Annotated in this window: 16 protein-coding genes; 9 read left to right on the top strand and 7 right to left on the bottom strand. The window is 43.4% G+C overall.

What is annotated here, in order from left to right:
- Positions 1-56: 56 nt before the first annotated feature.
- Together CKK33_RS11240 and CKK33_RS11235 are read right to left on the bottom strand one after the other, a co-directional pair.
- Positions 57-1,232: a glycosyltransferase family 2 protein gene (locus CKK33_RS11240; RefSeq protein WP_095704196.1), complete on the bottom strand. Its 1,176-nt coding sequence runs from the start codon at positions 1,230-1,232 to the stop codon at positions 57-59.
- Complete coding sequence (locus tag CKK33_RS11235; RefSeq protein WP_095704195.1) at positions 1,229-2,152, bottom strand: glycosyltransferase family 2 protein; 924 nt, start codon at positions 2,150-2,152, stop codon at positions 1,229-1,231. The genes CKK33_RS11240 and CKK33_RS11235 overlap by 4 nt, the downstream gene beginning before the upstream one ends.
- A 152-nt stretch (positions 2,153-2,304) precedes the next feature.
- Between CKK33_RS11235 and CKK33_RS11230 the strand changes: the two genes are divergently transcribed.
- The 7 genes from CKK33_RS11230 to CKK33_RS11200 all read left to right on the top strand — a co-directional run bounded on the left by CKK33_RS11230 (position 2,305) and on the right by CKK33_RS11200 (position 10,258).
- Entirely contained in the window at positions 2,305-2,736 is a 432-nt protein-coding gene (locus tag CKK33_RS11230; RefSeq protein ID WP_095704194.1) for a GNAT family N-acetyltransferase, read from the top strand.
- A 121-nt stretch (positions 2,737-2,857) separates the two neighbouring features.
- On the top strand, positions 2,858-4,030 hold the full coding sequence (locus CKK33_RS11225; RefSeq protein ID WP_095704193.1) for a hypothetical protein: 1,173 nt from the start codon (positions 2,858-2,860) through the stop codon (positions 4,028-4,030).
- A 159-nt stretch (positions 4,031-4,189) separates the two neighbouring features.
- Positions 4,190-6,592 carry an ABC transporter permease gene (locus tag CKK33_RS11220; protein WP_095704192.1) on the top strand — a complete coding sequence of 801 codons (2,403 nt, stop codon included), beginning with the start codon at positions 4,190-4,192 and terminating at the stop codon, positions 6,590-6,592.
- A 67-nt stretch (positions 6,593-6,659) separates the two neighbouring features.
- Positions 6,660-7,688: a DUF4097 family beta strand repeat-containing protein gene (locus tag CKK33_RS11215; RefSeq protein ID WP_095704191.1), complete on the top strand. Its 1,029-nt coding sequence runs from the start codon at positions 6,660-6,662 to the stop codon at positions 7,686-7,688.
- A 311-nt stretch (positions 7,689-7,999) separates the two neighbouring features.
- The gene (recR, locus tag CKK33_RS11210; RefSeq protein WP_095704190.1) at positions 8,000-8,614 is read left to right on the top strand and encodes a recombination mediator RecR; all 615 of its coding nucleotides are present in this window, start codon (positions 8,000-8,002) and stop codon (positions 8,612-8,614) included.
- A 5-nt stretch (positions 8,615-8,619) separates the two neighbouring features.
- A complete protein-coding gene (locus CKK33_RS11205; RefSeq protein WP_095704189.1) occupies positions 8,620-9,459 on the top strand; it encodes a glycosyltransferase in 840 nt (279 codons plus the stop codon).
- Positions 9,443-10,258 carry an SDR family oxidoreductase gene (locus tag CKK33_RS11200; RefSeq protein ID WP_095704188.1) on the top strand — a complete coding sequence of 272 codons (816 nt, stop codon included), beginning with the start codon at positions 9,443-9,445 and terminating at the stop codon, positions 10,256-10,258. Before CKK33_RS11205 ends, CKK33_RS11200 begins: the two co-directional genes overlap by 17 nt.
- Before the next feature lie 11 nt (positions 10,259-10,269).
- On the opposite strand, the gene CKK33_RS11195 is transcribed toward CKK33_RS11200, so the two are convergent.
- Together CKK33_RS11195 and CKK33_RS11190 are read right to left on the bottom strand one after the other, a co-directional pair.
- A complete protein-coding gene (locus CKK33_RS11195; protein WP_095704187.1) occupies positions 10,270-11,163 on the bottom strand; it encodes an SMP-30/gluconolactonase/LRE family protein in 894 nt (297 codons plus the stop codon).
- Positions 11,164-11,167: 4 nt separating this feature from the next.
- Complete coding sequence (locus CKK33_RS11190; RefSeq protein ID WP_095704186.1) at positions 11,168-11,572, bottom strand: VOC family protein; 405 nt, start codon at positions 11,570-11,572, stop codon at positions 11,168-11,170.
- Between the two features lie 152 nt (positions 11,573-11,724).
- On the opposite strand from CKK33_RS11190, the gene CKK33_RS11185 reads away from it, so the two are divergent.
- Both CKK33_RS11185 and CKK33_RS11180 read left to right on the top strand, forming a co-directional pair.
- Entirely contained in the window at positions 11,725-13,881 is a 2,157-nt protein-coding gene (locus CKK33_RS11185) for a glycoside hydrolase family 3 N-terminal domain-containing protein (protein ID WP_095704185.1), read from the top strand.
- On the top strand, positions 13,881-14,342 hold the full coding sequence (locus CKK33_RS11180; protein WP_095704184.1) for a DUF4268 domain-containing protein: 462 nt from the start codon (positions 13,881-13,883) through the stop codon (positions 14,340-14,342). Before CKK33_RS11185 ends, CKK33_RS11180 begins: the two co-directional genes overlap by 1 nt.
- Positions 14,343-14,348: 6 nt before the next feature.
- On the opposite strand, the gene CKK33_RS11175 is transcribed toward CKK33_RS11180, so the two are convergent.
- The 3 genes from CKK33_RS11175 to trxB form a co-directional block, all read right to left on the bottom strand.
- A complete protein-coding gene (locus CKK33_RS11175) occupies positions 14,349-15,089 on the bottom strand; it encodes a hypothetical protein (RefSeq protein WP_143822949.1) in 741 nt (246 codons plus the stop codon).
- Positions 15,090-15,107: 18 nt separating this feature from the next.
- Positions 15,108-17,465, bottom strand: a complete 2,358-nt coding sequence (locus tag CKK33_RS11170; protein WP_233138196.1) for a family 20 glycosylhydrolase — start codon at positions 17,463-17,465, stop codon at positions 15,108-15,110.
- Between the two features lie 244 nt (positions 17,466-17,709).
- Complete coding sequence (gene trxB, locus CKK33_RS11165; protein WP_095704182.1) at positions 17,710-18,666, bottom strand: thioredoxin-disulfide reductase; 957 nt, start codon at positions 18,664-18,666, stop codon at positions 17,710-17,712.
- Between the last annotated feature and the right edge of the window lie 93 nt (positions 18,667-18,759).

The following is an 18,759-nucleotide window of genomic DNA, read 5'->3' as shown; positions in this document are numbered from 1 at the left end:
TACAAAATTACGCAATATTCAGCGTTAACAGGCGATAGTAAAAGCTAAATCAAAAACTACATTTTACGCTGGGCCTTTTCCCAAACGGCACTTTGTTTTTTGGTGAAATAGCGCACAATACCGGCAAGTACGGCATAATTCATTACGCAAAAATAATAGGGAATAAACAGCGCCTTGATACGGATGTGCCGCTTTTCCATTATAAAACCGATGGCGGCCAGTAAATAAAAAACCACTTGTGCCATCAATAGCAAGATATAAAACAAGCTATAATGCACAGCTGCCAGCTGCAGATTGATAAGGAAAGCAAGGATAAGGAAAAATGGCGTAACCGTCCACCGTAAAACACGGTGGCTCACATACTGGAATGAGAGCAGCGGATATTTAGCTGAGAACAGCAGGCTTTTAAGCCTGATAATGGACTGTATGCCCCCTGCCGCTATACGTATTTTGCGTTTAAGTTCTTCACCAACATTTTCTGAAGCGGTTTCAAGCGCGTAAGCATCGGGTTCATAAATAATGCGGTAACCTTGTTCTGCTATGAGCATGGAGATCATAAAATCGTCAAGAACGGTATCCGGTGGCACATCCTGGTACAAATCGCGCCGAACGCTGAAGAGTTCGCCTGCCGCGCCTACCACAGAGTATAGTTCCGAATCCCATTTCTTTAAGGTTGATTCATATTTCCAGTAAAAACCCTCGCCTGCCGCGCTGGCATCCGCACTGTTATCCACCTGTACACGCTTCTCTCCTGCTACAGCGCCAACGGTTCTATCGCTGTAATGCCTGCAAATACGCTCAATAGCCTCGGGGTTTAAAAAAGTATTGGCATCTGTAAATACCACTACCTCGGTATCTACCTGTTCCATGGCCCTGTGTACGGCGGCTATCTTGCCTGCTCGTTCTGGGCGGTGCAATAGTTGTATTTGCGGGTACTGCGCTATTATTTCGGGCGCACGGTCTGATGATCCGTCGGTTACAAAAACAAATTTTAGCTTTCCTTCCGGATATTTAAGCTCCAGGGAGTTATTGATCTTTTGCGTAATGAAATGCTCTTCATTGTAGGCAGCTACAACAAGCGTACAAGTAGGCAACGCATCCGGAATAATAGCAGGTATAGCCGGCTTGCCTCTAACAGAGCGTTTGATCTTGATAATAAAATACAGCAAAAAGCCGTAGCCTACAAAGGTGTAGGCTACTACAAACAAGCTAATCCAAAGCAAAACTATCATGAAACTTTGTTTATGGTAAAGCCCAGCTCGGTACTGTGTTTATTATGAGTAACATTCCACCAGATAGCCCTGAATAAGATGGGAATAAAGTTGTATTTCTTTTCTTTAATATATCCTAAAATGTTCCGGGGAACCACCAGTAACATGAAATAGAAATAAAACACCAGCGCTTTAAAAAACGGCGCGTTATGCCTGATGAACAGTATACGGTTGCGGTTCATAAAGTACTCTTTAAAGGCACTTTTCTTACCCACCGTCATAGATTCTTTGTGGTAGATCACCGCGTCGCCACGTACCCACGCCTGGTAGCCAGACCGGTTAATGCGTTCGCCCCAGTCTACCTCTTCATAATAAATAAAGAAGTTATCGGCCATTAAGCCGGCTTTTTCGCAGGTTTCGCGTTTTACCATCATGGCGCCACCGTGGCAATAGCCGGTTTGGCCAAGCAAGTTGTCATATTGCCCGTTATCCTTTTCACCTTTACCTACGGCACGGTTACGGCAGGTATAATAATCAACCTGGGTAAACCCTACATACTGGATAATACTTCGGTCATAATCATACACCAGTTTTGGAGATATGATGCCTACCTGCGGGTGGGTGTCTAAAATATCCACCAGTTTTTGTACCAGGCCCGGCGAAAACTCGGTATCGTTGTTAACCAGGAAGTAATAATCGCCGGTGGCTTGCGCTATACCAATGTTATTACCACCCGAGAAACCGAGGTTGGCCTCCGAGCGGATAAATTTTACATCAGGGTATTTGCCGGTCCATAACGGGATAGGGTTAACGGTGCTGCCATTATCCACTACAATCACTTCAAGGTTCTCGTAGGTATTGGTTTCGGCGATGGATACCAGGAGTTCTTCCGTTATCTTATCCTGATTATAATTGATAGTAACAACAGATACTTTTTTCATGCAGGGTGCTTAATGGCTGTTTGATGGCATAATATTATTAAAAAGTATTGAAATTTTATGCCTTTGGTATATTCTTAAAGTTTATATAGCCGTGTTTTAGCCCAATACAGCTATCTTTATTTTATCCTGTCCATTTTAATTACTATATACCTATGGCCACAACAGAAATTGTTTTTCAACGCGAGCTTACCTTAGGTGCCGACGAATTTATTGCTGTGTTGCAGCGTAGTACCCTTGCCGAGCGCCGCCCGGTAGCTGATGCTGAACGTATAGCTGATATGTTGCAACATGCCAACCTGATTGTAACCGCGCGTATAGATGGCCGGTTAGTTGGCGTGTCGCGCGCGCTCACTGATTTTGCCTTCTGTACCTATCTATCCGACCTTGCCGTTGATGAAGCTTACCAGCACCAGGGTATTGGTGCAATGCTTATTTACGAAACCAAAAAGTATAGCCCAAAAGCTAAACTTATTTTGCTGGCCGCCCCTAAAGCTACAGGCTATTACCCCAAAGTGGGTATGAGCAGGTTTGAACATTGTTTTATATTGGACGATGCCGAAAAGATGATTTTAAAGCAAGTTTAGTGTTGAGTTTATTTGCAAACAAACCAAGCTTTTTTATTGCTGAGTGTTAATTTAAGGTTATTAATAGCTATATTTATTATAACCAAATTATTAACCCTTGCATTTGCTCCGAAACTGGTGGATGGCTGTATTCCTTGTGGCGGTATTTACAACAGTAAATGCGCAAAGGCACATTGTGGTTAATTTTTACAAAGACCCGTTTGAGGCCGACCTAAACGCAGATAAAATTGAACTTCCACAACAATTAACGCCAGCCGGGCTGCAGAAAGTTTATCAGCAGTTGAATAAGGCGCAATATCAGCCTTTGATTGGCGCTTTGCTGTCCTATAAGGCAACACACCAATTAAACGACTGGCTTTATTATCAGCTCATACGACATACGGCCCAACAAATAGCCCCTAAACAGGATAATTATCCGCTATATACTTTTTATAAATGGTTGATGCTCAGTAAATCGGGTTATGACGCACGGCTGGCCTTATCGCATCAAAAAATTATTTTTTATGTGTACAATAACGAGGAGATAAAGGATATCCCCTATTTTATGGTTGATGGGAAGCAGTTTGTATGCCTTAACATACATGATTATGCCTACGCCAATCTTAACACCGACCCGCCCGTACCCGTTCTATTACCTGTGCCGGAAAAAGTTATCCCGTTTTCATACAAAGTAACCTTAATGCCTGATTTTACGCCCGCCGGTGATGTAGAAAAAAGTATGACCTTCCGGTATGGGCAGCAAACCTATCACTTCAAGATCAGGCTTAACACCAACCAGCAAGCGGCTTTTAATAATTACCCTGGCGTGAGCTTTGAAACTTATTTTAACATACCCCTAAGCAGGGAAACATATAGCTCATTGATACCTACTCTAAAAAGCGTATTAAAGGGAATGGACGAAAAGAAAGGCGTTGACTACCTGATGCGTTTTACCCGCTACGCTTTCTTGTATGAGGATGACCAGGAAAACTATGGCCGCGAAAGGCGCCTCTCGCCCGGAGAAACCCTCGCCGCTACCTACAGTGATTGTGATGACCGTGCCGCTTTGTTTTTTTACCTGGTAAAAGAACTGTACAACCTGCCTATGATAGCCATGCTCTATCCTACCCATATTACCATGGCGGTAAGCTTTAACCAACCTGTTGGTGAGGCTGTTAATTATAACGGAAAAGCCTATACGGTTTGTGAGCCTACGCCCCAGGCCGAAGACCTGCATATAGGCCAGTTGTCGGCTAAATTAAAAAACCAGCCTTATCAGGTAGTTTACGCTTATGAGCCTTCTGTACATAAATAGCGGGGTAAGCCATAATTTTAGTAACTGTATCATAACCGTACACTCACTGTTACGGTAACGAACGTGTAGCTTCGCTTTAAATAACTTAATTTACTGTAAAAAAGCAATTTATGTAGCTGGCATGTAATTTTGATATGCAGTTTGATTTATCGGTGAATTATGTTTAAAAATTACTTTAAGATATCCCTACGCAGCCTTTCTAAAAACAAGGCATTCACTTTTATTAACTTATTGGGCCTTACTATTGGTTTAAGCAGCTGTATGCTCATAGGCCTGTACATTTTTCATGAGCTTAGCTATGATAGTATGCAGCAGAATGGTGACAGGATTGCCAGGGTAATTATGGAGTATAAGTTTGATGGAGGCGGTGAGTCTAACAAGGGCAATTTTACAAGTGTTAAGGTAGCCCCTGTATTTAAACGTACTTTCCCCGAAGTGGTTGACGCGGTACGTTTATACGGCATGCTATCCAGCAAGATCGCTGTTAGCTATAATGATAAATCATTTGCCGAAAAAAACTTCCTGTATGCCGATCCATCATTTTTCAAGATTTTTTCATTTAAAATGCTCAGGGGCGATGCTGCTACTGTCCTAAATGCCCCTCATAAGATAGTTATTACACAAACTACTGCCAGGCGCTATTTTGGCGATGCGGATCCGATAGGTAAAAGCCTCAAAGTTTCTAACGACACCAGTCTTTACCAGGTAAGCGGGTTAATGCAGGATTGCCCAAGCAATTCGCAAATTAAATTTGATATGCTGGCCTCCTTTTCATCTTTAGGTATCACTGATGAGGAGAGCAGTTATTGGAATGCGAATTATACAACTTACCTACTACTTAAAAATCCATCGTCATTTGAATCGCTCCAGTCAAAAATAGGGCCTTTCATGCAACGGGAAATGAATGGCAAAGGTGCGAGCGTAAATTTCTCGCTGGAACCATATAAAAGCGTACACCTGCACTCTCCTTTCCCGGGTTTTGAACCTAATAATAACATCAGGTACATTTATATCCTTGAAGCGGTTTCGCTGCTTATACTGGTTATTGCCTGCTTTACTTACATCAATCTCAACACGGCCCGTTCTATGGAACGCGCAAAAGAAGTAGGCGTACGAAAAGTTATCGGGGCTGATAAAATGCAACTATTCTGGCAGTTCATCAGCGAATCGGCATTTATGTGTATGGTAGCCATTATCATCAGTGTGTTTGTGGCTATAGTGGCTTTGCCTGCATTTAATCAACTTACCGACAGGCAACTTACCGTCAGTACCCTTTTTACCTTTCCGTTTATAACAGGTGTTGTTGTGGTAATGATAGGCGTAAGTTTTTTTGCCGGATTTTATCCTGCATTGGTTTTAACCGGTTTCCAGCCGGTAAAAGTGTTAAAAGGCTCCTTTAAAAATACCGGCTCGGGGCAGTTCACCCGAAAAGCGCTTATTGTTTTCCAGTTTTCTGTATCGGTGTTACTGATCGCTTCAACCTTTATTATCCAGAAACAATTAAACTTTATACGTAATAAAGATTTAGGCTACAACCGCGATCGCTTGTTGGTATTGCCTTTTAGTTATAGCCTCAATGATAAGGTTGACCTGATCAAAAACGAGTTAAAAGCGGATAAGGATATCGTATCTGTTTCCCGTTGCGTAAATACGCCTGTAAATATAGTGGGTGGCTATAATATGCGTAATGATGCCATGCCCGAAAATGAGCAGCTTGCCGTTACCGCTAACCCTGTAGATGAGGACTATATTAAAACAACAGGACTGCATATACTGGTTGGGGCCGACTTTACACGCCAGGATGTAGAAGATATTAAAGACGATAATCAAACAAAGAATATTTATCACTTTATCATAAATGAGTCGGCGGCAAAAGCGCTTGGTTGGACTGCGCAACAGGCCGTAGGTAAAAAAATGTACCTTGATGCCACGCGCCCTGGTTTTGTTAAGGCTGTAATTAAGGATTTTAATTTTCAATCGTTACACAACACTATAAAGCCGCTGGTACTATTTACTGAACCAAGAGGCCGCAATTTGCTGGTTAAAATATCCGGCAAGCATATCCGGCAAACCATAGCGGGCATACAAGGCAAACTCAAAGCAATAATGCCGCAAATGCCTTTCGAGTATAGCTTTATGGATGCTGATTTTGATAAATTATATAAGGCAGAACTACGCCTGGGCGATGCCTTAAATGTATTTGCCGCAATAGCCATAGCGCTTGCGTGTATGGGCTTGTTTGGCCTGTCATCATATATAGCCAGGCAGCGCGTTAAGGAAATAGGTATCCGCAAAGTGTTAGGTGCAAGTATATTTGATATTACCACCGCACTCTCGGCATCATTTATCAGGCTCATAATTGTATCGCTAATTATCGCCCTGCCCCTGGCCTGGTATACTACACATGCATGGTTACAGGATTTTGCCTACCGTATAAAGCCTAATATTTGGTTGTTTGCTGGCACAGCTGCTGCTGTAACTTTGATAGCACTCATTACCGTGAGCTTCCAGTCGGTAAGGGCCGCTATGGTAAATCCAGTTAAAAGCTTAAAAAACGAATAATTATAAAATCTCTTGCAACGTTGAGGCGATAATACTCGTCTTAGTAGAAATAAACCATTAAACACACATGAAAAAATACCTATTCTTATTGCTGATGGCTTCATCTGCAAGCGCGGCTTTTGCACAAACCGGCAAAGAGCCCTATTATACCCGGTCATTAAGTAACGACGGTATTAAAAAAGTATTTCTGAATACCAGCGGCGGCAGTTTACTGGTAAGTGGCGAAGGTAAAGAAGCCCCCCATATTGATGTATTTGTAGTGGGTAATAACGGCCGTGAGTACACCAAAGACGAAATAAAGAAACGCCTTGAGCAGGATTACATCTTAGATATTGATATACATAACGGCGAATTACACGCTACAGCCAAAAGCCGTCGTAATAATATGGACTGGAGACAATCGCTCAGCATAGGCTTTAAAGTTTATGTAGGCAGCCAAACCTCAACCAATTTAAATACCAGTGGTGGCTCTATTACTTTAAAGAGCTTAAACGGCAGCCAAAATTTTGAAACTAGCGGCGGTAGCTTATCTGTAGCTAACATTACCGGTAACATTAAAGGCGAAACCAGTGGCGGCAGCATTACCGTTACCGACAGCCGTAACAACATTGATCTGGAAACGAGCGGTGGCAGCATTACCGCCGCGCGTTGCAGCGGAAACATTAAACTGGAAACCAGCGGCGGCTCATTAAACTTAACTGACCTTAAAGGGCATGTAAGTGCTGAAACAAGCGGCGGTAGCATTGAAGGGAATAATGTTGATGGCGAACTGATCACCAGTACTTCCGGTGGAAGCATTAATTTGATGAAAATAGCCGGAAGCGTAAACGCCGAAACCAGTGGTGGCAGCGTACACGTACAGATGGACAAACTTGGCAGGTATGTTAAGTTGGAAACCAGTGCCGGGCATATTGACCTGCTGGTTCCCCAGAAAGCCGGCATGGATGTAAGCCTCCATGGCAACCGTGTAAGCTTCAATGTAAATGGCGATTTCCAGGGCCGTAAGGATAAAGATGATGTGGTAGGTAAAGTAAACGGTGGCGGTACTACTGTTGAGGTAAACGGCAGCAGCAATGTTAATGTATCAACCCGTTAATTATTAACGATTCAGTTACAAGAAATACACTCAAAATCTGCGATCATTGATCTTTAAAGGCGTTCCGCACGGAATGCCTTTGCTTTTTTAATTGTGCTTTAATGATCAATTAGTTATACATGATTAAATACACTACTTGTGTGAATTTATTATTGAACTAACGACGATCAAATAGCTGATAACAAGAGTGTTTATTTGTCTCCTTTTCTTATTTATCTTGTGCAGCACAGCAGTACCGTAGTCAATCTTTAGCATAGCTAACCGCTATGGGATGAGTAGCAAACAGACAGTAAAATGAGTATCTTCGCTCAATGAATTTTTCATCAAAATTGTTGGAGGAAGCGGTAGCTGAGTTTGCGAAATTACCGGGTGTAGGGCAAAAGACCGCGTTAAGGCTGGTATTGCATTTACTCAACCGCGATGTGGCAGAAGTGCAAAAGTTTAGTACCGCTATCACCAAATTACGCACGGAGATACAGTTTTGTGAAACCTGCCATAATATATCTGATCAGAAGATATGTGAAATATGCGCGTCGCCCCGGCGTGACCACACTACCATTTGCGTGGTGGAAGATACGCGTGATGTTATGGCTATTGAAAATACCAACCAATACAATGGTGTTTACCACGTTTTAGGTGGTTTGATATCGCCCATGGATGGTATTGGCCCCGGCGACCTGCAGGTGGATACCCTTGTTGAAAGATTAAAGGATGGTAATGTAAAAGAAACAATTTTTGCTTTAAGCGCAACTATGGAGGGCGATACTACCATATTCTATCTGCATAAGCGCTTAAAACAATTTAATATAAATATCTCTACCATAGCTCGTGGCATTGCTTTTGGTGGTGAGTTAGAGTACGTTGACGAAATTACTTTAGGGCGTTCTATTGTGACTCGTGTGCCGTATGAAAATTCACCATCCTGACGCTTATGAAACTTTCTGTCATTGTAGTTAATTACAACATGTGCACCCTGCTCAGGCAGGCTCTTTTTACTTTAACAAGAGCTTGCAGAGATATTGATTATGAGCTTATTATCATTGATGATGCTTCTACCGATAAGTCGGTAAAAATGCTGAATGAAGATTTTCCGGAAGCTAAATTGATGGTGAATGAACAAAGCCTTGGGGTATCCGCATCCCGAAATAAAGGTATAGAGTTAGCGTCTGGTGAGTATATTTTACTGGTCAATGCGGATATTATAAGCGGCAAAAAAACAATTGAGCAGGTAGTAGACTTTATGGATGCCCACCCCGAAGCAGGTAGCGTTGGCGTTAGGGCGCTTACACCAGGCGGTCGTTTCATACCTCATTCAAGAACCGGTTTTACAAAGCCATGGGCGGCGCTTTTAAAGCTTACCGGTTTGTCTAAATATTTTACTAAATCCAGGCTTTATAAGAATAACGATAACTGGGTCGAGGAAGAGGAATTTGCCACTACCGAAGTTGACGTGGTTAATGGCGCGTTTATGCTGTTACGTAAACAAGCGTTAGCGCAAACCGGCCTGCTTGATGAAAAGTTGGCTTATTTTGGCCATGATATTGATATTTCTTTCAGGTTAAGGCTTTTGGGCTACAAGAATTATTATTACCCACGTACCTATATTTTGAGCTTTAATAAGCAGATCAAACCCACTACAAGCTGGAATTACATCAAACATTATTATGGCGCTATGTTTATCTTCGCAGCGAAATATCTGTTTAAAAAACCCGAGTTAAAATTACCGGGCATACCACAGTTGTTCGCACCGAAATATGAAATTGAAAGGTAAAGTAGTTGTTATTACAGGGGCTTCTTCCGGAATAGGCAAAGCGTTGGTTTATGAGTTTGCAAAACGGGGAGCCAATTTGGTATTAGGTGCCAGGCAGTTTGTTACCCTTTGCGAGATCACACAGGATATCGAGGCCAGATACAGCAACAGAGCAGTAGCCGTACAATGTGACGTTACTATAGACGAAGATTGTAAATCGCTTATTAAACAAGCGCAACTCACTTTTGGAAAGGTGGATATACTCATTAACAATGCGGGTATGTCTATGCGAGCTCTGTTCAAAGATACAGAGGTGTCTGTGCTGAAGAAATTAATGGACGTGAATTTTTGGGGAACGGTTTATTGTACCAAGCACGCTTTACCTGAAATCCTCAAGACCAAAGGGAGCATTGTAGCGGTATCATCAATAGCCGGTTACAAAGGCTTGCCGGGTCGTACAGGATATTCGGCTTCCAAGTTCGCTATGAATGGCTTTATGGACGCGTTGCGGATAGAAAACTTGCATACCGGTGTACATATTATGGTAGCATGCCCGGGCTTTACGGCATCAAACATCAGAAACACCGCCTTAAACGCTGAAGGTGTGGCCCAGGGTGAGAGTACTTTGCACGAAGATAAAATGATGACTGCCGAAGAAGTGGCCACACGCATTGCCAACGCCACAGAGCAACGTAAGCGCACATTAATACTCACTACGCAAGGCAAGTTAACGGTGTTAATCAATAAATTTTTGCCTGGCTTTGTAGATAAGCAGGTATATAAGTTATTCTCAAAAGAACGCAATTCATTGCTAAAGTAACTGATATTCAATTACTCTACTCCTTTTACATTCATTTTTAAAACATATATCGCATTGGAAGCCGTTATAAAAAGCTCATCGCGGTTTTTTCCGCCAAAGCATAAATTAGCAGTCCAAGGTTCGGGAATATCGATATGCGCTATTTTTTTACCGTTCGGATCAATAACGGTAATGCCGTTTCCGGCAAGGTAAAGGTTACCCCGCTCGTCAAGTGTAATGCCGTCTGCCCCTTGTTCATAAAAGAGTTCCTTTGCTCCTAACCTGCCTGGTTTAAGGATGGGGTATTTATAGATCTTGCCGGCTCCTATATCAGCAACAAACAAAGTTTTACCATCCGGGGAGCCAACAATTCCATTCGGCTTTACCAGGCTATCTAAAAATAGAGCTTCCCTGTTCCCTTTAAGCAATACAAATATCATTTGACCGCTTTGCTCGCTTTTGGTGCGTGACCAATAATCCCGCTGGTAATAAGGGTCTGTAAAATATATATCGCCATGCGGACTAACCCATAAGTCGTTTGGGCCATTAACTAACCGCCCGCTGTAGTTGTTAAGCAATATCTTTATTTTGCCCTTCGGAGTAATACGCCATAACTGGTTATGTTCATCGGCGCAAGCTATCAGGTTGCCCTTCTTGTCGAAATAAGTGCCATTGGCCCTGCCTGCATTCTCCATAAAAACAGATAATTTGCCAAGGGTATCATATTTCCAGATGCGGTTATTGGGTTGGTCGGTAAAAAATATATTCCCCGCTGCATCGACTGACGGCCCTTCGGTAAAAGAAAATTGCCTGGAGATCAGTCGTGGCTTTTCATCAGTGTTAAATAATGTTTTTTGCTGAGCCGGTGATGCAGATGGGAAAAGTATCAACCCAATAATGGCGCAAGTAAATAAGACCCTCATCATATAATCAATTATTTTTTTGGCTATGCCTTTGTATCAGGTCCCAAAGGTTGCCGTACAGGTCCTTAAAAACAGCTACAATGCCATAGCTCTCGTTAAGGGGTTCGCGCACAAAGATAATCTCGTTGTTTAGCATCCGGTGGTAATCGCGGTAAAAATCATCAGTCTCCAGAAACAAGAAAACCCGCCCTCCGGATTGATTGCCAACGCTTGCCGTTTGCATTTCGTTTGCCGCTTTTGCCAGCAACAAGCAGCAGCCCGATGAGCCGGGAGGTTTAATTAATACCCACCGCTTGTCAGGCGTTAATGTTGTATCTTCAACTATATCGAAGTTTAATTTATTGCAATAAAAATCAATGGCCTCATCATAGTCATTAACTAATAGGGATACGTGAATAATAGATTGTTGCATGGTTATCAGATCAGGAATAGGTAAGCCGAAGTCATTTTATCATATTTGCAAAAAAGTAAGCATTTGTTGCTAATGTAGCGTTTAGGGCTATACTTTGTTGCTCATGCCCGCTAAATCTTTTAAGTTAGCCTTTATTTATAAAAACTGTAATAATGAGAAATAGGTTTACCCGCCTGGCTTTTATTCTGTTAATGCCGTTATTGGCATCCGCGCAGCAAAAACCAATATACAAAGACCCGAAGCAGCCTGTTGAAGTACGGGTCAAAGACCTGTTATCGCGCTTAACCATACAGGAAAAAATTGATCTGCTTGGTTACAACAGTAAAGCCGTGCCGCGCCTGGGTATCCCCGCTTATAACTGGTGGAACGAGGCTTTGCATGGCGTGGCACGCGCCGGCGAGGCCACCATATTTCCGCAAGCCATAGGGATGGCGGCAACGTTTAATGATGATCTGCTAAAACAGGTATCAACCGTTATATCTACCGAAGCAAGGGCTAAATACAACCTTTCAACCGGTATGGGCAGGCGTTTACAATATATGGGGCTTACCTTCTGGACACCTAACATTAATATTTTCCGTGACCCACGTTGGGGGCGCGGTCAGGAAACTTATGGCGAAGACCCTTTTCTTACTTCGCGTATGGGCGCGGCCTTTGTAAGCGGTTTACAGGGGAATGATCCCAATCATCTCAAGGCAAGCGCTACGGCCAAACACTTTGCCGTACATAGCGGCCCTGAAGCCGGAAGGCACGAATTTAACGCGGTAGTAGATGAGAAAGACCTGCGCGAAACATACCTTTACTCATTTAAATATCTGGTTGATGGTGGCGTAGCCAGTGTGATGTGTGGTTATAACCGCCTAAATAACGAACCCTGCTGCACCAGCAATACCCTTTTACATGACATATTGCTAAAAGAGTGGAAATTTAAAGGACAGGTAGTTACCGATTGCGGCGCGTTAGATGATATTTATCTTCGCCATAAAACCGAGCCGGACCAGGTGGTAGTTGCGGCAGAGGCGATAAAGGCAGGTGTAAACCTGGATTGCTCAACGCTTTTGCAGAATGATGTGCTGGCTGCCGTGAAGCGTGGTTTGTTAAAAAACAGTGATGTTGACCGTGCTTTATCAGCTTCATTACGCACCCAATTCAAATTAGGGTTTTACGATGATGCCAGCCTTAGCCCATACCATGCTTATGGCGCCGATAGCGTACATAACACCCAACATATCGCCCTGGCCAGAAAAGTGGCGCAGCAGAGCATGGTGCTGTTAAAGAATGATCAGCACATATTGCCGTTAAGTAAGAGAAAATACAGTAGCTACATGGTTATAGGCCCCACCTCTACTTCTTATGACGCTTTAATAGGCAACTATCATGGTGCAGGTAAAGTGGTAAATTTTGTAGAGGGCATTACAGCTGCCGTTGGCCCTGCCGCACGTGTGGAATATGATATGGGTGCTGATAACCGTGACACTACTCATTTTGGTGGTATATGGGCAGCGGGTAACGCTGATGTTACCATCGCGGTTTTGGGCCTGTCCCCTGTTTATGAGGGTGAAGAGGGCGATGCTTTCCTGGCTGCAGGTGGTGGTGATAAATTGAATATCGATCTCCCGGCCAGCCATATCGCTTTTCTGAAAAAGCTACGCCATGATGTCAAAAAGCCAATTATCGCAGTGGTTACCGCCGGTAGCGACGTGAATATTGATGCTATTGCCCCCTATGCCGACGCGGTAATATTAGCCTGGTACCCAGGCGAACAAGGCGGAAATGCCTTAGCTGATATTTTATTTGGTGATGTATCGCCATCGGGCCACTTGCCGGTAACTTTTTATAAAAGCCTTAGCGACTTGCCCGAATACCACAATTACAACATGGCGGGCCGCACTTACCGTTATTATAATGGGCCGGTACAGTATCCTTTTGGCTTTGGTATGAGTTACACTTCATTTGAATATGCCCTAAGTAATCCACTAAAGGATTCGTATAAGCTAAATGATACCATTAGCGTTACCGTGAACGTAAAAAACACCGGTAATTTTAATGGTGATGAGGTGGTACAAGCCTACATCAAATACCCGTCTGTTGAACGTATGCCCTACAAAGAGCTTAAGGCCTTTAAGCGGGTAACGGTTACTAAAGGCAGCGCCAATACGGTAACCATTAAAATACCCGTTAAGGAACTGCGCAAATGGGATCTGTATAAGCGCGACTGGCAATTACACAAGGGGAACTATCAGTTAGTGTTGGGCAGCAGTTCTGCCGATGAAAAATTAACGGCCCCTTTCAGGGTTGAGGGTATTTAATGTATAGCAAAGAACAAGCATCACAGTTAAAACAGGCGTTCTGGACGGCCTTTGGGCAATATATGACGCCTGTTTTATCTGCCGATGGCTTAAAAACCAACTGGATCAATTATAAAACCGGGGCAAAGCATATCTATTTCAGAATGCAGGCCGATAACCGCTCGGCGACTATTTCTATTGACTTGGCCCACCCTGATGTGGAACTACAGGAATTGTATTTTGATCAGTTACTCTCCTATAAAAGCATCCTGCATACTACTCTGAATGAGGAATGGCAATGGCAGCTGCATGATACAGATGAATATGGCAAAACCATTAGCCGTGTATATGCGGAGTTGGCGCCTGTAAGCATTTATCAGAAAGAAGACTGGCCCCGGTTAATTTCTTTTTTTAAACCCCGTATCATTGCGCTTGATGAATTTTGGGCCGATGTAAAGTATGCATTCGGGGTAAGTGTGTAGCTATATTTAGCGCCTTCTTCTTTTATGATGCTTCTTATGGCTTTCGCTTTTTTTCTTTTTCGTTGATCTTGAGGTTTTGTCCTCATTGGTTGATTTTGGTTCCGTATTTTTTGGGGTAGCCGTAATGGTATCAGTAGAGTCTTTACTGATTTGCTTTACTGAAAAGTTATTATTACGCAGGCTGTATTCTAATTGGCGTTTAGCTCCGCTTGGCTTGGCCAGCGAATCGTTGGAACTGTAAATAGGAAACTCTCTTATCAGTTTACCTTCTCTGATATAAAAATTATCGTTGCCACGATAACCCTTGCGTTGCGAAGCTGTGAGTTTAGGAAAATCCAGCTTATTTACGGAGTTATTATTGAACTCAAAGCCATATATACGCGCATAATTAACGGTATCTTTTGCTTTAGCTTCAATCAGTATTTCCGGGTTGCCATCATTATCCATGTCAGCGTTATACACGTCAGCAATGGCGCCGTCCAGGTCGCCCGTGGTAGTGGTATATTTAATTTTAGCCGAATCGGAATGTAAAATAGCAAAAGCGCCGGCATCGGTTGAGCCCCTGCCCCAGCTTACTACATCATACGTTTGTCCCGGCGATACTTCTATGGCTTTATGGTACCTGAAAGGCGCCATTAACGCGGGCTTAGCGGGAGCGCTGGCCTTAACCGGCTTTTTATCATTACTGCTGCAGGCGGCAAGTAAAGCCAAAGCAGCAACTGCAATTGAGTATCTACCTTTTAACATTATATTTTATATCGGCTATTAATAATACATCATATCCGGCGAAATTTCACCTTTAGGCTTACCGGGTATGGTCATATAAACACGTAAACCACTACCCGATGTGTTTGCGTCTACATATTTGATAGTTATTTTATGGTAACCCCTCTGCAATGGAATGACACCCTGCTGCTCAATCAGTCCGGTGCGACCATCGTTATCGACAATAGGTATTTCATCTATCAATAATACCGAACCATTTGATGAGGCTGTTGAAAAGCCATAATTACCATCAACGTCAATCTTTATATAACCACTAAACACAACGCCATACTTATCAAACTCCTTTTTAAAGGCACTTAGCGCGGTACTGAAACTTTTAGCAACGCCGGTATCTATTACCGCGGCCGGGTTTATCTGCGTAGTGTTGATATATGTGCCTTCCGAAACCTGGTATTTTAAACCCTGGGCATTTCCGTTGTAAGCTATTGGCGGCAACGGCCTTTTATTAAATACCTTGGCAGCCGTAATTACACTTCTGCGGCCCGCAGGTGTTACCACAATGGTTTTCAGATCGCGAAATTCGTTTAGGGGTACCTGGTATGTCATGGGCTTGGTATACAGCAGTTCGGTTTCACGTGGGGTGTAACCGTCAATCGTATAGTATATTTTGGCTCCCGTAACCGGCGATTTTAAATTCACCGTCATTACCGGCGCTATCATTACCGTATCAGCAGCGCCAATGGCCGGCGGTACACGAAAGTTGTAGCCGTTTTTATCAAACCATGCCAGATGATCCGGCAGGCGTGTTTCATAAAAGTCCTTGAAATTTTTATTAGCCAAAGGCGACCATGCCACTTCTGATAGTGCCAGCATGCGTGGTAATATCATGTACTCTACTTTGTTTTCGGTGGTGATGTATTCCGTCCAAAGGTTAGCTTGTACGCCTTTGATATACTTTTGCTGGTCGGGCGTTAATGATGCAGGCGTTGGATTATAAGCATAGGTTTTTTGTATAGGCGCGTTGCCACCAATGCCAACCGGCTCCTGGTTAAGTTTGCCCTGGGTATGGTCAAAATATAAACCCTGGCTGCTCGGCGTCATGATCACATCATGGTTTTGTTTGGCAGCCTCAATACCGCCCTCCTCGCCTCTCCAGCTCATTACCGTGGCGTTAGGTGCCAGGCCGCCTTCCAATATTTCGTCCCAGCCAATAATGCTGCGGCCTTTGCTGTTCACAAACTTCTCCATACGTTGTACAAAGTAGCTTTGCAGACCATGCTCATTTTTTAGGTTAAGCCGCCTGATGAGGTCCTGGCAAAATTTAGATTGCTTCCATACTTCTTTAGGCGCTTCGTCGCCACCAATATGGATGTACTTACCCGGGAACAGTTCCATCACCTCAGTTAAAACATCCTGCAAAAAGCCAAAGGTTTTTTCTGAGGGGCAAAAGATATTATTAAACACACCCCATTTGCCCGATACCTCATACTTTTGATCGGGGTTGCAGCTCAACTCCGGGTAAGCGGCAAGCGCCGCTAGGGCGTGGCCGGGCATCTCAATTTCGGGTACAATAGTAATGTACCTGTCCTGCGCGTATTTTACCACATCGCGTATCTGCTCCTGCGTGTAATAGCCGGATACCGGTACACCATCATATTGCAGCGGTTGGCGGTCTTTGTAGTTGCCTATTACGCTTTCTTTTCTAAAGCTGCCAACAGAGGTCAATCTCGGATATTTTTTTATCTCAATTCGCCATCCCTGGTCGTCGGTTAAATGCCAGTGAAAGCGGTTAAGCTTATAAGCCGCCATCAGGTCGATATACCTTTTTACAAATTCAACCGTAAAGAAGTGGCGGCAAACATCAAGCATCATGCCCCGGTAACCAAATCGCGGATAATCTTCAATAACAACAGCAGGTAGCTTCGCTGTTCCGCCATGTTCAAGCGGCATTAATTGAATGAGGGTTTGCACACCATAAAAAAGGCCGGCACCTTTACCTGCAACAGTGACCTGGTTTGGTGTAATGGTTAAGCGATACCCCTCTGCCGGTAGGTTATCGGTGCCGGCAGAAGTGAAAACAATACTTGTAGTGCTTACACGCGCGTTGCGGGTGGCCACCTGTTTATTGTAGGCCATATTATTGGCCATGTATTTGGAAAAAAACTGAACTGCTTTATTATCAGGTGTATCTGCCTGTATAACCGTTTCCTGACTAAGAACAAATTGGCCCGCGGCTTTTTTAACAGATACCGGTGCCGGGATGATACCGGCATAAGGATCGGTATCCTGCGCGTTTACCATTGCAGACGATACTAAGAAGCAGGAGAATAATAAAGCAGTTAGCGTTTTAAGCATGACGTATTTCTTCAGGTGAATAATGAGCTGTGAATTTAACATTATTTGAAAATAATGTGTCATTATCACACAAAAATTACCCGAATAGAAACAAAAAAGCCGGTTCGTTATAAAGAACCGGCCTTTTTAAAGTTTTTTAGGAAGCTGTATTAGAGACTGTAGGTTAAAGATTAAAGATTAGGAAATATATAATTGTACCTTAAGCACTAATCTCTAATCTCTAATCTCTAATCTCTAATCTTTAATTAACCAATCTTTGATCACAAATCTCTAATCAATTAACCGTTTAAGCGGTAACCACATGCTCTTTTGCAGCCAGGTAACGCTCTGCGTCTATAGCTGCCATACAGCCTGTACCGGCCGCGGTAACAGCCTGGCGATAAATATGATCCTGGGCGTCGCCGCAGCAAAATACGCCTTCCACATTGGTCTCTGTTGAACCGGGACGTGTTATAATATAGCCGGTTTCATCCATATTAATCCATCCGCGGAAAATATCGGTATTGGGTTTATGGCCAATAGCTACGAAAAAGCCGGTCACATCTAAAATAGTTTCCTGCTGGCTTTGATTGTTACACACTTTAACCGCGTTAACGCTGGTACCATCGCCCATTATTTCAATGGTTTCGGTATTGTATAATACCTCAATGTTCGGCGTATTTAATACGCGGTGCACCATGGCTTTTGAAGCACGGAACTCATCTCTGCGAACGATCATGTACACCTTGCGGCACATCTTAGCCAGGTAAGTAGCTTCTTCGGCGGCGGTGTCACCGGCACCAACTATAGCCACATCCTGCCCCTTAAAGAAAAAGCCATCGCACACGGCACAGGCTGATACGCCAAAGCCACTATATTTTTGTTCGCTCTCCAGGCCGAGCCATTTGGCCGAAGCGCCTGTAGAGATAATAACGGTATCTGCCAAAATAGTTTTGCTTTCATCAACTACTACTTTGTGTGGTAGTGATGCAAAATCAACTGAACTTACGTAACCAAAGCGTATATCGGTTCCTAAACGCTCTGCCTGTTTACGGAAATCTTCCATCATTTCGGGGCCCATAATGCCATTGGGGTAACCGGGAAAATTCTCCACTTCGGTAGTTTGGGTAAGCTGACCGCCGGCAAGCATACCAGTGTACATAACGGGCTTAAGATCGGCGCGCGAAGCGTAAATGGCCGCGGTATAACCTGCAGGTCCCGAACCTATAATTAAACATTTAACGTGTTCAGTATCTTGTGACATTTGCATATATTAATGAGATGCGAATTTAATAAAAACATAAACAAGGACAGTCAACACCCCGTAAAACTTATTAACGCTGCGGCAGGTGTGTTG

The organism is Mucilaginibacter sp. MD40 (genome assembly GCF_002288635.1).
Taxonomy (GTDB): domain Bacteria; phylum Bacteroidota; class Bacteroidia; order Sphingobacteriales; family Sphingobacteriaceae; genus Mucilaginibacter.
This window is presented reverse-complemented; position numbering and strand designations above follow the sequence as displayed.

Bases quoted from the DNA above. Each gene is read 5' to 3' on its own strand.
- CKK33_RS11185 (WP_095704185.1), top strand. From the start codon at position 11,725: ATGAGAAATAGGTTTACCCGCCTGGCTTTTATTCTGTTAATGCCGTTA.
- CKK33_RS11200 (WP_095704188.1), top strand. From the start codon at position 9,443: ATGAAATTGAAAGGTAAAGTAGTTGTTATTACAGGGGCTTCTTCCGGA.
- CKK33_RS11195 (WP_095704187.1), bottom strand. From the start codon at position 11,163: ATGATGAGGGTCTTATTTACTTGCGCCATTATTGGGTTGATACTTTTC.
- CKK33_RS11230 (WP_095704194.1), top strand. From the start codon at position 2,305: ATGGCCACAACAGAAATTGTTTTTCAACGCGAGCTTACCTTAGGTGCC.
- trxB (WP_095704182.1), bottom strand. From the start codon at position 18,666: ATGTCACAAGATACTGAACACGTTAAATGTTTAATTATAGGTTCGGGA.
- recR (WP_095704190.1), top strand. From the start codon at position 8,000: ATGAATTTTTCATCAAAATTGTTGGAGGAAGCGGTAGCTGAGTTTGCG.
- CKK33_RS11190 (WP_095704186.1), bottom strand. From the start codon at position 11,572: ATGCAACAATCTATTATTCACGTATCCCTATTAGTTAATGACTATGAT.
- CKK33_RS11235 (WP_095704195.1), bottom strand. From the start codon at position 2,152: ATGAAAAAAGTATCTGTTGTTACTATCAATTATAATCAGGATAAGATA.
- CKK33_RS11170 (WP_233138196.1), bottom strand. From the start codon at position 17,465: ATGTTAAATTCACAGCTCATTATTCACCTGAAGAAATACGTCATGCTT.
- CKK33_RS11225 (WP_095704193.1), top strand. From the start codon at position 2,858: ATGGCTGTATTCCTTGTGGCGGTATTTACAACAGTAAATGCGCAAAGG.
- CKK33_RS11180 (WP_095704184.1), top strand. From the start codon at position 13,881: ATGTATAGCAAAGAACAAGCATCACAGTTAAAACAGGCGTTCTGGACG.
- CKK33_RS11220 (WP_095704192.1), top strand. From the start codon at position 4,190: ATGTTTAAAAATTACTTTAAGATATCCCTACGCAGCCTTTCTAAAAAC.
- CKK33_RS11175 (WP_143822949.1), bottom strand. From the start codon at position 15,089: ATGTTAAAAGGTAGATACTCAATTGCAGTTGCTGCTTTGGCTTTACTT.
- CKK33_RS11240 (WP_095704196.1), bottom strand. From the start codon at position 1,232: ATGATAGTTTTGCTTTGGATTAGCTTGTTTGTAGTAGCCTACACCTTT.
- CKK33_RS11205 (WP_095704189.1), top strand. From the start codon at position 8,620: ATGAAACTTTCTGTCATTGTAGTTAATTACAACATGTGCACCCTGCTC.
- CKK33_RS11215 (WP_095704191.1), top strand. From the start codon at position 6,660: ATGAAAAAATACCTATTCTTATTGCTGATGGCTTCATCTGCAAGCGCG.